Here is a 13,071-nt window from a genome sequence, read left to right as displayed (position 1 = left end):
ACCGCCACGACATGGGGGACAATGGACAGCGGTCCCCGGTCCGGACGACTGCTCGTCTCGCACCACCAGCAAGGGTGGCGAACGATCGGGCAGGCAACCACACTGGCGCGTGAGGTACGCGTCCGGGCCGCAGGAGCCGCGCAGGAAGGAGTACGCGATGGACTACGAGTCGCGAATGTACGAACTGGAGTTCCCCGCTCCGCAGCTGTCGTCCGCCGACGGCGCGGGCCCGGTCCTGGTGCACGGGCTGGAGGGTTTCACCGACGCCGGGCACGCGGTACGGCTGGCGACCACGCACCTGCGCGAGAGCCTCGAAAGCGAACTGGTCGCCTCGTTCGACGTGGACGAGCTGCTGGACTATCGGTCGCGCCGTCCGCTCATGACGTTCAAGACCGATCATTTCTCCGATTACGCCGAGCCGGAACTCAACCTCTGGGCTCTGCGGGACACCGCGGGCACCCCGTTCCTGTTGCTCGCGGGCCTGGAGCCGGACCTACGCTGGGAGAAGTTCACCACCGCGGTGCGACTTCTCGCCGAACAGCTGGGTGTGCGCCGCAGTATCGGTCTCAGCGCCATCCCGATGGCCATTCCGCACACCCGACCACTCGGCGTGACCGCGCATTCCTCCGATCGCGACCTGATCTCCGACCACCAGCGGTGGCCCGGCGAGTTGCAGGTGCCGGGCAGCGCGTCGTCGCTGCTGGAATTCCGCATGGCGCAGCACGGGCACGAGTCGGTCGGCTTCTCCGTGCACGTGCCGCACTACCTGGCGCAGACCGCCTACCCGGAGGCCGCGCAGACGCTGCTGGAGAACGTCGCCGACAACGCGGGCCTGGAGTTCCCGCTGGCCGCGCTGGGCGAGGCCGCCGCCCGGGTGCGTGAACAGGTCAACGAGCACATCGCGGGCAACGCCGAGGTGGAGACCGTCGTGCACGCCCTGGAACGGCAGTACGACAGCTTCGTCACCGCGCAGGAGCGGCAGTCGAGCCTGCTGGTCGGCGACGGCGAGTTGCCGAGCGGCGACGAACTGGGCGCCGAGTTCGAGCGGTTCCTCGCCGAGCAGAGCCGCGACAAGGGCGAGGACGAGGGCGAGCAGGCCTGAGCCGCGCGGCGGCCGGGTCCCTGTCGCCCCTGCACGGCCGCCCGCCGGCGAGGCCGTAGGGTGGTCGGAGTGGATCTGACCGAACTGCTCGACATCCCGGGGACCGACGCCGACGCGCTCTACGAGTCGTTCGGAATGTGGGCCGCCGAGCAGGGCACTCCGCTCTACCCGGCGCAGGACGAGGCGCTGCTCGAGCTGGCATCCGGATCCAACGTCATCCTCGCCACCCCAACCGGTTCCGGGAAATCGCTCGTCGCGGTCGGCGCACATCTCTTCGCCCTCACCCAGGGCCTGCGCACCTACTACACCGCCCCGATCAAGGCGCTGGTGAGCGAGAAGTTCTTCGCTCTCTGCGAGGTATTCGGCGCCGAACGCGTCGGCATGGTCACCGGCGACGCCGCGGTGAATCCGGAGGCGCCGATCATCTGCGCGACCGCGGAGATCCTGGCCAACCTGGCGCTGCGCGAGGGCGCGGACGCCGCCGTCGGCCAAGTCGTGATGGACGAGTTCCACTTCTATTCCGACCCCGACCGGGGGTGGGCCTGGCAGGTTCCGTTGCTGGAACTGCCCCGCGCCCAGTTCCTGCTCATGTCGGCCACACTCGGCGAGGTCGACTTCTTCGCCCGCGACCTGGAGCGCCGGACCGGCCGCTCCACCGCGATCGTCGCGGGTACCGAGCGCCCGGTGCCGCTGAGCTTCTCCTACGCCCGCACCCCGATCACCGAGACCCTCGAGGAACTGGTCACCACCCACCAGGCCCCGGTGTACGTCGTGCACTTCACCCAGGCCGCCGCGCTGGAGCGCGCGCAGGCGCTGACCAGCGTGAATTTCGCGACGCGCGCCGAGAAGGACGCGATCGCCGGCGCGCTGGGCGAGTTCCGGTTCGCCGCGGGCTTCGGCAAGACCCTGTCGCGGTTGATCCGGCACGGCATCGGCGTGCATCACGCGGGCATGCTGCCGAAGTACCGCCGCCTGGTGGAACGTCTGGCCCAGGACGGTCTGCTGAAGGTGGTGTGCGGCACCGACACCCTCGGTGTCGGCATCAACGTGCCCATCCGCACCGTGCTGCTCACCGGGCTGACCAAGTTCGACGGCGTGCGCACCCGCAGGCTCAAGGCACGGGAGTTCCATCAGATCGCGGGCCGTGCGGGCCGGGCCGGTTACGACACCATGGGCACCGTGGTCGTGCAGGCTCCCGAACACGAGGTGGAGAACACCCGGTTGCTGGCCAAGGCGGGCGACGATCCCAAGAAACAACGCAAGGTGCAGCGACGCAAACCGCCGGAAGGCTTCGTGTCCTGGAGCGAGGAGACCTTCGACCGCTTGGTGGCCGCGCAGCCCGAGCCGATGGTGTCGCGTTTCACGGTGACCAACGCCATGCTGCTGAACGTGATCGCCAGGCCGGGCAACTGCTTCACCGCCATGCGTCACCTGCTCGAGGACAACCACGAGCCGCGTCCCGCCCAGCGCAGGCACATCCTGCGCGCCATCCGGCTGTATCGCGCGCTGCGCGACGCCGGGGTGGTGCAGCAACTCCCGGAACCGGACGCCCACGGCCGCCGCGCCCGCCTGACCGTCGACCTGCAGCGCGATTTCGCCCTCGACCAGCCGCTGTCGCCGTTCGCGCTGGCCGCGCTCGACCTGCTGGACAAACAGTCCCCGAGTTATACCCTCGACGTGGTGTCGCTCATCGAATCCACCTTGGAGGATCCGCGCCAGCTGCTGATGGCCCAGCAGCACAAGGCACGCGGCGAGGCCATCGCGGAGATGAAGGCCGACGGCATCGACTACGACGAGCGGATGGAACTGCTCGAAGAGGTGACCTGGCCCAAACCGCTGGCCGAGCTGATCGAACCGGCGTACGAGACCTATCGCGCAGGCCACCCGTGGGTGTCGGAATTCGCGCCCGCACCCAAGTCGGTGGTGCGCGACATGATCGAGCGCGCGATGACCTTCGCGGAGCTGATCTCCTTCTACGAGTTGGCCCGCTCCGAGGGCGTGGTGCTGCGCTACCTCGCCGACGCCTACCGCGCGCTGCGGCGGACCGTGCCCGAGTCGGCGCGCACCGAGGAACTCGACGACATCACCGAATGGCTCGGAGAACTTGTGCGCCAAGTGGATTCGAGCCTGCTCGACGAGTGGGAGCAACTGACCAACCCGGGTGCGGAGACCGACGCCGACCAGCTCGCCTTCGGCGCGGAAACGGTGCGCCCGATCACCGCCAACGAGCGCGCCTTCCGGGTCATGGTCCGTAACGCGATGTTCCGCCGCGTCGAACTGGCCGCACTGCGACGCTGGGACGAGCTCGCCGAACTGAGCCCAGGACCGGACTGGGCCGAGGCGCTCGCGGACTACTACGCGGAGTACGAGCGGATCGGCACGGGCCCCGACGCCCGAGGTCCGCAACTGTTCCAGGTGGAACGAAGACCCGGATTCTGGCAGGTGCGCCAGGTGCTGGACGACCCGGCGGGCGAGCACGGCTGGTCGATCGACGCGGTGGTCGATCTCGCCGAGTCCGACGCCGCGGGCGAAGTCGTCTTCGACGACGTCACCGTGTCCGCCGGCTGAGCCCGCACCACCCATCGGTCCCATGTCCACGCAGGTCAGCAGCTCCCTCGCGCCCAGAGGACGGGGGTGCGCGACCATGTGGCGAACCCAGGTTTCGACGGATTCGTTTCTGGGTACGGGCCGCTGATACTCTCTCCCCCGCTGCCCAAGCGAAAGATCAACTATGCCCGAATCGCCCTACCTTGTCATCCATCCCGAGCGTGTCCGCCAGAATTACCGCGCGCTCGATGCCGCCCTGTCCACGGACACGGGCGCCACGACGAGGATCCGTTTCGCCGTGAAGGCGAGCCCGGTGCCGGCGATCGTGCGCCTGCTCGCCGAGGAGGGCGCCGAATTCGATGTCGCCAGCATCGGCGAGATCGACCTCTGCCTCGGGCTGGGGGTGGCGCCGCAGCGGTTGTGCTACGGCAATCCCATCAAGAAGGCCGCGCATATCGCCCGGGCCTATGCCTCGGGCGTGCGCCGCTTCGCCTTCGACACCGAGGACGACCTGCTGCGCATAGCCGAGCACGCGCCCGGCTCCGAGGTGGAGTGCCGGTTCCTCGCCTCGGCGCCGGAGTCACGCACCCCGTTCGGCACGAAGTTCGGTTGCAGCCCGGGTGAGGCGTTGCGGCTGCTGGTCCGGGCCCGCGATCTCGGGCTCGTGGTCGCGGGGCCGTACTTCCACGTCGGCTCCCAGCAACTGGACCCCGCCGCCTGGCGGATCGGCATCGAGCAGGCGGGCCGGATCGCCGAGGCGCTGGCCGACAAGGACATCGCGGTCGGTTCGGTGAACATCGGCGGCGGGTTGCCGATTTCCTACGCCGACCCCGCACCCGGGCTGGGCGAGATCGCCGCTGTGGTCAAGCACGCTGCAGCCGAATTCCTTTCCGGGGATACCGGATTGGTCGTCGAACCGGGCCGGGCACTGGTCGGTTCTGCGGGCACGATTCACGCCGAGGTCGTCGGCGTCCGCACCGCGCCGGACGGACGGCGCTGGGTGTATCTCGACATCGGCCGCTACAACGGAATGGCCGAGACGGAGAACGAGTACATCGCCTACCGGTTCGTCACCGACCGGGACGGCGACCCCGTCGACGAGGCGGTGGTGGCCGGTCCGACCTGCGACGGCGACGATGTACTGTATCAACGCACGCGAGTCCTCCTACCGACCACGTTGCGAGCCGGTGATCGCGTTCGAATCCTCGACACCGGTGCCTATACCGCGAGCTATTCGTCGGTGTCATTCAATGGTTTTCCGCCCTTGACCGTTCATGTCTCGGGCGCTGAGCGAGAGTGAGTTTGCCCATGACGGCGGAATTCACCGGTTGGCATGTGCTGGCCGAGTTCGGTGGTGTCGACGCAGACCTCTGCGACGATCTCGAACGACTCGAATCGGCGTTGCGTGAGTCTCTGATCGCGGCGGGCGTCACCATCTGCGATGTCGTACACAAGAAGTTCGAACCGCAGGGGGTGACCGTCCTCGCGCTGTTGTCGGAGTCCCACGCCTCGATTCACACTTATCCGGAGTCCGGCGACATCTTCGTCGACGTGTTCACCTGCGGCAGCATCGGCGCTGGCGCGTCGAAAGCGGTCGAGCTACTGCGGGACGCGTTGGCTCCCAAGGATGTTCGCATGCAGGTCATCCGCAGGGGACACGGCAGCCAGCGGATCGAGGAACCGGTGGGCGCCGGCCTGACCCGCATCTGGGACCTGCACGAGGTGATCGTGGACACCCACACCCCGTTCCAGCACATGGTCATCGCGCGGACCGAGCAGGGCATCAGCCTGTTCTCCGACGACGACCGGCAGTCCACCGAGTTCTCCCAGCTCACCTACCACGAGGCGATGATGGTCCCCGCCTTCGTGCTGGCCGAGAAGCTGGACAAAGTGCTGATCATCGGCTCCGGCGAGGGTGTCGCCAGTCAGATGTCGGTCGCCGCGGGGGCCACCCACGTCGACCACGTCGACATCGACCAGCTCGAGGTGGAGCTGTGCGCCCGGCACCTGCCCTACGGCTATTCCAGCGACGAGTTGGCCGCCGCCGTCGAGGGCGATGGACCGATCAAGGTGCATTACGCCGACGGCTGGGACTTCCTGGCCACGGCCGCACAGGCGGGCACCCGCTACGACGTCATCGTGATCGACCTGCCGGACGAGCGCGTCGAGGACGCGCAGCACAATCGGCTCTACGAGGCGGAGTTCCTGTCCCGATGTCGTGCGCTGCTCGCGCCCGGCGGGGTGCTGTGCGCCCAGGCCGGCTGCGCGACCATGTGGCGCAACGAGACGCTGAAGCGGTCCTGGGAGCGTTTCCACGAGCAGTTCGGCACCGTCGTCCACTACGGCAGCGACGAGCACGAGTGGTCGTTCCTGTTCGGGCTGGTGGACACGGTCGAGGATCCGGTCGGCGGGATGACCGATCGTCTGGCGCGGTTGCCCTACCGGCCCGAGACCATCGACGCGCGGGCGCTGGTGCGCGGCGCGATCGAACCGCACGCGCTGCGGGTCTAGGCCAAGGCACTCGAATGCGCCGGTCCCGATCGGTCCGGCGCATTCGGCGTTCGGGTAGAAAAGTTGGCACCGCGGCTCCCCTGCATCGGGCCGTGTAGGCCGTACCGAGATCTCGGCGGCAGAGGGGAACGTAACGGTTCCGGTGCGACTTCCTCGTGACGAGTGTCCGGCAGGGAATTCGCGGTTCAGGAGCGCTGCTGCTCGCGCCACCGCTCGACGTCGACCCCGCCGACGCCCCAATTCGACAGGGCGACTTCGTCGATCACGACGTAGGTGCTCGCGGGCGCCTTGCCGAGCACGTCGTACAGCAGATCGGTGACGCCCTCGATCAGCCGCGCCTTCTGTTCGCGGGTCACGCCTTCGTCGGTGACCTTGATGTTGACGTACGGCATTTCAGGCCGCCCTTCCAGCGATGAACCCGCCGTCGACGGGGAGGATGTGTCCGGTCGTGAATTCCGCATCGGCGAGATACAGCACCGCGGCCGTCGTTTCGGCGACTTCGCCGATGCGGTTGAGCAGTGCGAGCCCGGCGGAGGCCGGTTCGTCGCCGTCGCCGAACAGCGGCGTGCGGATGATGCCGGGGGCGACCGCGTTGACCCGGATGCCGTCTGCGGCGAGTTCGGCGGCCAGACTGGTGGTCAGCGCGTGCACGCCGCCCTTGCTGACCAGGGGCGCCGTGGCGGGCAGCCCGGCGAGGGCATGGTCGATCAGCACGGTGCCGATATTGACGATGCTGCCGCCTCTCGCTTGCGCCAGGAATCGTCGCACCACGGCCTGCGTGGTGAAGTAGGTGCCTTTGAGGTTTCCGTTCAGATAGCCGTCCAGGTCTCCCTCGGTGACCTCCACGAACGGTTTGGCTCCGAAGATGCCCGCGTTGTTGACCAGCACGTCCACGCCGCCGAACCGCTCGACGGCGACGCCGACCAGGGTCGCTCCGGTAGCGGCCGCGCCGATATCGCCCGCCACGGTGGCCACTCGCTCCGGCGCGCCGAGTGCGGCGGCCACCTCCGTCAGCTTCGCCTCGTCTCGCCCGTTGAGCACGACGTTGTCGCCGCGTTCCACGAATGCCCGTGCGATGTCGCGGCCGATCCCACTGGAGGAACCGGTCACGATGACCGTCTTCGCCATCGCTCGTCCTTTCATATACGACCGGTCGTCTTTTAACGGTGGTCCGAAGACGCCGGATGAGTGTGACGCCCCGATCAGGGCAGGAAGTAGTCGCCCAGCAGGCGATCCAGGCACTTGCGCAGCGGGCCGAGGGTGCGATCGATCTTCATCCTGATCACCGCCCCCTCCCAGGATTCGAGCAGAAGATCCGCCAGTTCGCCCGCCTCGATGTCGGCGCGGATCATGCCCAGGCGCTGCCCCTGCGCGAGTTGCTCGGCGATACGGTCGCGCCACGCGGCCCATGCCTTCGACAGCGATTCCCGCAGCAGCTCACTACCTTCCAGTTCGCCGCCCAGATTCGCGATGAGGCAGCCGCCGGTGAAATCCGACGCGACGAAGTCGTCCATCAGCCGCCCGAAGAACGCCCGCAAACCGCTCACCGGGTCCGGCGCATCGGCGAACGCCTCGGTCAGGTTGCGTTGGACACAGCGGGAGTGGTGCTCGATGATCGCGCGCCCGAAACTCTCCTTGCTGTCGAAGTAGTTGTAGAACGAACCCTTCGGCACCCCGACCCGGTCGAGGATCTGTTTGATCCCGGTGCCGTGATAGCCGCTGGTCAGGAAACCCGCGGCACCCTCTTCGACCAGAAGCCGCCGAGTGTCTTCGCTGCGCCGTGGTCGTGCCATGCGTTGAATATACGACCGGTCGTCTTGGAATGGCAAGAGACGGCGTCCGTGCGTCTCACGCCGAGGGCTCCGACCATCCCGGCCCGGCCCGCTCCGGGAAACCCGCCGGACCTCGGCGCCACCGCGCGGAGCGAGCGGCGAAATGCGCGAGATGCTCGGCGGCGAACCGCTCCCGCTGCCAGTCCGTCGGATCCGCCGCCACCGTCCAGACATAGGTCCACACCGGAACATTCCGGTGCTCGACGCGCACTCGGCGCAGGTCGTACTCGTCGTCCTCGAACGCGTCGAGGATCGTCCACTCCGCCGCGGTCAGACCGCTCAGCACCGCACCACGGGTGCGGCCGAGGGGTGCGGCGACCAGCCCCGGGTAGATCCGCCGCGGCAGCGCGGCGGCGCGCCAACCGGTCAGCTCGGCCGGTTCGCTCGGCGGGACTCGCCCGAGCAGCGTCTCCAGCACTTCGGGAAACTGCAGCGTGCCGTAGACGAACAGCGCGTCATCCCGTCCGGACAGGCGGCCCAGCCGCCCGTCGCCCCACGCCGCCGATGCCACCTCGCGCCTCCTCTCACCCTGGCTCGACGCGCGCTCCCGGGCTACGCGGCTACATCGGCCGCTGAGCGCGGACGATGGCGGCCAGATATTCGTAATCATCGGCCCGGGCAGTGGAAGTACGGAAGACCAGGCCGATGGTACGGCCGGGAGCGGGGGCGCCGAAGTGCGCGACATCCAATGTGCCGCGCGCGGTTTCCGTCGCGACGGCCATCTGCGGGATCAGCGTCACGCCGAGTCCACCGGCGACGCACTGCACCACCGTGGACAGGGACGCGGCCCGGGTGTCACCGACCGCGGCCGGGTGCACATCGGCCGAGCGGCAGGCCTCCAATGTCTGATCGCGCAGGCAGTGCCCCTCGTCCAGCAGCAGCAGCGGCTGGGCGTCCAGCACCGCCGCCGCGAGATCGGTGCGCCCGGCCAGCTCGTGACCGCGCGGCGTGACCAGCACGAATTCCTCGGTGTAGAGCGGGATCTCGACGAGGCCGGGCATCTCGGTTGGCACCGCCAGCAGCGCGACGTCGAGCACGCCGGTGCGCAGGCCGTCCAGCAACCGGACGGTCTGGTCCTCGACGATCTGCGGACGCAGCTCGGGTAGCCGCTTGCGCAGTTCCGGCAGCAACCCGGGCAGCACATAGGGGGCGACCGTCGGGATGATGCCCATCCGCAGCGTGCCGCCGAGTCCGTCGCCGGTGGCCGAGGCGACGAAGCGGTCGGCGGCCTCCAGCGTCGCCATCGCCTTGGGCAGCAAGCGCATCCCCGCGGCGGTCACCAGCACGCGGCGGGTGCTCCGTTCGATCAGCTGGAGCCCGAGCCCGTGTTCCAGAGCGGCGAGCGCCTGCGATAACGTGGGCTGACTCACACCGAGGCGCGCGGCCGCGGTGCCGAAATGGCGGTATTCCGCGATCGCCACGAACGCACGCAGCTGTGACAGGGTGGGCTGATAAGTCTGATCAGTCACGCCTATCAGTGTAGTGCGACTGATCACCTTTACCTTTTACGCACCCTTGGGCAAGATCGCCGGTGAGCTTTTCCACCGGCGGTGTGAGTGCCGGCCGAGGCGGTGGCTCGTGGCCCCGCAACGGCCCCGCAATACCGCAGAACACAGTTGGCAAATAACCTGACGAGGAGACGAGCATGGCCCTGCTGACCATCGGCGACCAGTTCCCGGCATACAACCTCACCGCGGTCATCGGCGGTGATCTGTCGAAGGTCGACGCTCAGCAGCCTGACGACTACTTCACCCGGATCACCAGCGACGACCACGCGGGCAAGTGGCGGATCGTCTTCTTCTGGCCCAAGGACTTCACCTTCGTGTGCCCGACCGAGATCGCCGCGTTCGGCAAGCTCAACGACGAATTCGAGGACCGGGACGCGCAGGTGCTCGGCGCCTCGGTGGACAACGAGTTCGTGCACTTCCAGTGGCGCGCTCAGCACGAGGATCTCAAGACCCTCCCCTTCCCCATGCTCTCGGACCTCAAGCGTGAACTGGCCACCGCCACCGGCGTGCTCAACGCCGACGGCGTCGCCGACCGCGCCACCTTCATCATCGACCCGAACAACGAGATCCAGTTCGTCTCCGTCACCGCGGGTTCCGTGGGCCGCAACGTCGACGAGGTGCTGCGCGTGCTGGACGCTTTGCAGTCCGACGAGCTGTGCGCCTGCAACTGGAAGAAGGGCGATCCGACCATCAACGCCGGTGAACTTCTGGCCGCCAGCGTCTGAAATACCCCTTCGCACCTGGGATTTCGGGTACGCCCCCACATCATCGAGAAACGACCCGGTCCCCGTACGGGGCCGCATCGAGTAGAGGAATCGCCGAATGAGCATTGAGAACCTGAAGAACTCCCTTCCCGAGTACGCCAAGGACCTCAAGCTCAACTTGTCATCCATCGCGCGCACCACCGTGCTGAACGAGCAGCAGCTGTGGGGCACCCTGCTGGCGTCGGCGGCCGCGACCCGGTCGACGACCACGCTGCGCGAGATCGCCGAGGAAGCCGCCGACGTGCTGTCGGCGGAGGCGTACAACGCCGCACTCGGCGCCGCCTCGATCATGGGCATGAACAACGTGTTCTACCGGGGCAAGGCGTTCCTCGGCGGCCGCTACGACGACCTGCGGGCGGGGCTGCGCATGCAGATCATCGGTGCGCCCGGCGTCGACAAGGCCGACTTCGAACTCTGGTCGTTCGCGGTCTCCTCGATCAACGGCTGCGCGCACTGCCTAGAGGCGCACGAGCACACTCTGCGCGAAGCGGGCGTCTCACGCGAGGTGATCTTCGAGTCGCTGCGCGCCGCCGCCATCGTGGCCGGTGTCGGCCAGGCGGTGCAATCGACCGAGGCGCTCAGCACGGCCGCGATCTGATTTCACTCGAAAAGAGGCCCCTGTCCTGCGGCGGGGGCCTCTTTCGCGTCCCCGATGTGGTCCGGCCGACAGCTCCCGGCGGGGGCACACGGGTAGGCTCGTCGAGCATGAGCACACAGGTTGATGTGGTGCGAGTGTTCACCGACGCGGCCGGGCGCTTCGGCAACGAGCTGGGTATCGCGCGGGCGGCCGACGTAGCCGCGGCCGATCGGCAGGCGCTGGCGGCCAAAGCCGGCTACAGCGAGACCGTGGTCGTCGAGGAGCCGGTCGACGGCACGGTCGCGGTGCGGATCTACACCCCCACGGTGGAGCTCCCGTTCGCGGGACACCCGTCGGTGGGGACCGCGTGGTGGTTCGCGTCCCAGGGCATCCCCGTGCGGACCCTGGCTGTGCCCGCGGGCCCGGTGTCGGTGGAACTGACCGAGGGATTGACCTGGATCACCGCTCGCGGCGAATGGGCTCCGCCGTTCACCTTCCATCAGCTGGAGGACGCCGAGGTGCTGGCCACCCTGCGCCCGGACGAGTTCCCCGGCGGCCCGCACTACCTGTGGGCGTGGACCGACGAACATCGCGCCGTCCTGCGATCGCGCATGTTCGCGCCGACCATGGGGATCTCCGAGGACGAGGCCACCGGAGCGGCGGCCGTGGCGTTGACGGCCTTGCTGCGCAAAGGCCTGGTCATCACTCAGGGCAAAGGCTCGCAGCTGTTCACCCGGTGGGACTCCGACGGATGGGTGCACTTGGGCGGCCGAGTCGTCGGCGACCAACCGGTGGAGATCTAGACGTCGCTCAGGGCAGCGTGACGCCCACGATCGGATCGCCGCTGGGTACGTCGGAACCGCCGTCGGGTTCGACGCTCACCGCGAGGATCTCGCCGGAGCGGTAACCGGTGACGAACGGCCGATCGGTCGAGGGCAGGTCGCTCAGCACCCCGGCCGAGCGGGCTTGCCCATCGGAGCCGACCAACCACATCTGATACACCCGGCCCGAAGGCGGCGGCGCGACCCGGTCGAACACGACGACCGCGCGCCCGAGTTCGGGCGAGGCGTCGACGACGAGCACACCGCCACCGGCGAACGAGCCGTTCACCGTCCGCACACCCGGGTGCACCTGCACCTGGTCGGCAGCCGCCGGATCGGACGGCGAGCCGATGAACTGCGCGGTCAGCACGCTTGCACCGAATACCAGGCTCGCGACGGCCGCGATGGGCACAGCCCAGCGCAACGGCCGCCGCCGCCACGCCGAGAGGCGCGTGACGGATGGCCCGGCGGGCTCGTCGGGCAGCGCGGCCAGAATGCGGCTTTCCAACTCCGGCGGCGGCGCGAACTCGTCGAGCACGGCGAGCCGCCCCATGACGTCGCGCACCTGCCAGACGGTGTCGGAGAATGCCCGCCGCACGTCCGGGTCCGCGGCCGCGAGGCGGGCATCGATATGCCTGCGCTCGATATCGGCGACCGCGTCCAGCGCGCACGGGTAGGCGAGGTCGATGAGGTCGGCCTCCGACCGTGGCGCGGCGTCAACCATCGGTGCGTTCCCCGGACAAACACTTCTCCAATCTCTTCAGCCCGTCGCGGATGCGGGTCTTGATCGTGGGCAACGGCACCGAGAGGTGATCGGCGACCTCGCGATAGGTCCACCCGCTGTAATACGCCAGCGCGATCGCCTCACGCTGGGTGGGGGTCAGGTTCTGCAGGCAGTCTGCCACCTGCTGCTCTTCGATGCGCTGGGTGACCGATTCCGCGACGACGTCGTGGTCGCGGCCCAGATGCTCGTGTGCGTAGACCAGGTCCCGGCTGGTGGCCGAACTCTCCGCGCGGACCCGATCCACCGCCCGGCGGTGGGCGAGCATCATCAGCCAGCCGACCGGACTGGCCAGCGAGGCGTCGTAGCGGTCGGCCATCGACCACACCTGGAGGTAGACCTCCTGGGTCACCTCCTCGGCGGCGGCGTGACTGCGCAGGATCCGCACGGTCAGACCGAACACCCGCGGGCTGGTGAGCTGATAGAACTCGGTGAACGCGGCACGATCGCCGGTGCCGGTGGCGGCGAGCAACGCCGCGAGCTCACGGTTCGCCCGGGCGGCCTGGGATCGGTCGTAGCCGGTCGGCAGCGGGCACGCGAGCGCCGGGCCATCGGAATCCTCTCTCGCGCGTGCCGCGGCGCCCGATCGGTGGGGTGAAGCAGAACCGTGTTCGTTGCTCATGGCCGA

14 protein-coding genes are annotated in these 13,071 nt (G+C 68.5%); 7 read left to right on the top strand and 7 right to left on the bottom strand.

What is annotated here, in order from left to right; all coding sequences use genetic code 11:
* The first annotated feature begins 157 nt into the window (after positions 1-157).
* The 4 genes from ACZ6DL_RS03660 (at position 158) to speD (ending at position 6,160) form a co-directional block, all read left to right on the top strand.
* Positions 158-1,102, top strand: coding sequence for a PAC2 family protein (locus tag ACZ6DL_RS03660; protein ID WP_466048773.1), 945 nt, complete (start codon positions 158-160; stop codon positions 1,100-1,102).
* Positions 1,103-1,171: 69 nt separating this feature from the next.
* The gene (locus ACZ6DL_RS03655; protein ID WP_466048772.1) at positions 1,172-3,670 is read left to right on the top strand and encodes a DEAD/DEAH box helicase; all 2,499 of its coding nucleotides are present in this window, start codon (positions 1,172-1,174) and stop codon (positions 3,668-3,670) included.
* Between the two features lie 163 nt (positions 3,671-3,833).
* A complete protein-coding gene (locus tag ACZ6DL_RS03650) occupies positions 3,834-4,949 on the top strand; it encodes a type III PLP-dependent enzyme (protein ID WP_466048771.1) in 1,116 nt (371 codons plus the stop codon).
* An 8-nt stretch (positions 4,950-4,957) separates the two neighbouring features.
* The gene (gene speD, locus ACZ6DL_RS03645) at positions 4,958-6,160 is read left to right on the top strand and encodes an adenosylmethionine decarboxylase (RefSeq protein ID WP_466048769.1); all 1,203 of its coding nucleotides are present in this window, start codon (positions 4,958-4,960) and stop codon (positions 6,158-6,160) included.
* A gap of 185 nt (positions 6,161-6,345) precedes the next feature.
* Here speD and ACZ6DL_RS03640 read toward each other — a convergent pair whose 3' ends face one another.
* From ACZ6DL_RS03640 to ACZ6DL_RS03620, 5 genes are all read right to left on the bottom strand, one after another.
* Positions 6,346-6,552 (bottom strand): tautomerase family protein, encoded by a 207-nt coding sequence (locus ACZ6DL_RS03640; protein ID WP_062973959.1) that lies wholly within the window; start codon positions 6,550-6,552, stop codon positions 6,346-6,348.
* Between the two features lies 1 nt (position 6,553).
* Entirely contained in the window at positions 6,554-7,288 is a 735-nt protein-coding gene (locus ACZ6DL_RS03635) for an SDR family NAD(P)-dependent oxidoreductase (RefSeq protein ID WP_466048768.1), read from the bottom strand.
* 74 nt (positions 7,289-7,362) lie between these two features.
* Complete coding sequence (locus ACZ6DL_RS03630; protein WP_393228780.1) at positions 7,363-7,953, bottom strand: TetR/AcrR family transcriptional regulator; 591 nt, start codon at positions 7,951-7,953, stop codon at positions 7,363-7,365.
* Between the two features lie 55 nt (positions 7,954-8,008).
* Positions 8,009-8,503, bottom strand: a complete 495-nt coding sequence (locus ACZ6DL_RS03625) for a gamma-glutamylcyclotransferase family protein (RefSeq protein ID WP_466048767.1) — start codon at positions 8,501-8,503, stop codon at positions 8,009-8,011.
* A gap of 49 nt (positions 8,504-8,552) precedes the next feature.
* Positions 8,553-9,461 (bottom strand): hydrogen peroxide-inducible genes activator, encoded by a 909-nt coding sequence (locus ACZ6DL_RS03620; protein WP_466048765.1) that lies wholly within the window; start codon positions 9,459-9,461, stop codon positions 8,553-8,555.
* A gap of 176 nt (positions 9,462-9,637) precedes the next feature.
* On the opposite strand from ACZ6DL_RS03620, the gene ACZ6DL_RS03615 reads away from it, so the two are divergent.
* The 3 genes from ACZ6DL_RS03615 (at position 9,638) to ACZ6DL_RS03605 (ending at position 11,644) form a co-directional block, all read left to right on the top strand.
* Positions 9,638-10,225: a peroxiredoxin gene (locus ACZ6DL_RS03615; RefSeq protein WP_040867866.1), complete on the top strand. Its 588-nt coding sequence runs from the start codon at positions 9,638-9,640 to the stop codon at positions 10,223-10,225.
* Positions 10,226-10,322: 97 nt separating this feature from the next.
* Positions 10,323-10,862: an alkylhydroperoxidase, AhpD family gene (gene ahpD, locus ACZ6DL_RS03610; RefSeq protein WP_357115914.1), complete on the top strand. Its 540-nt coding sequence runs from the start codon at positions 10,323-10,325 to the stop codon at positions 10,860-10,862.
* A 107-nt stretch (positions 10,863-10,969) separates the two neighbouring features.
* On the top strand, positions 10,970-11,644 hold the full coding sequence (locus ACZ6DL_RS03605) for a PhzF family phenazine biosynthesis protein (protein WP_466048763.1): 675 nt from the start codon (positions 10,970-10,972) through the stop codon (positions 11,642-11,644).
* A 7-nt stretch (positions 11,645-11,651) separates the two neighbouring features.
* On the opposite strand, the gene ACZ6DL_RS03600 is transcribed toward ACZ6DL_RS03605, so the two are convergent.
* A complete protein-coding gene (locus ACZ6DL_RS03600; protein ID WP_466048762.1) occupies positions 11,652-12,386 on the bottom strand; it encodes an anti-sigma factor in 735 nt (244 codons plus the stop codon).
* Entirely contained in the window at positions 12,379-13,065 is a 687-nt protein-coding gene (gene sigK / locus ACZ6DL_RS03595) for an ECF RNA polymerase sigma factor SigK (RefSeq protein WP_466048761.1), read from the bottom strand. Before sigK ends, ACZ6DL_RS03600 begins: the two co-directional genes overlap by 8 nt.
* Positions 13,066-13,071 lie beyond the last annotated feature (6 nt).

This window comes from Nocardia sp. NPDC041819, from assembly GCF_055590505.1.
The sequence above is the reverse complement of the archived record's forward strand: the minus strand, read 5'-3'. Positions and strand labels throughout refer to the sequence as shown.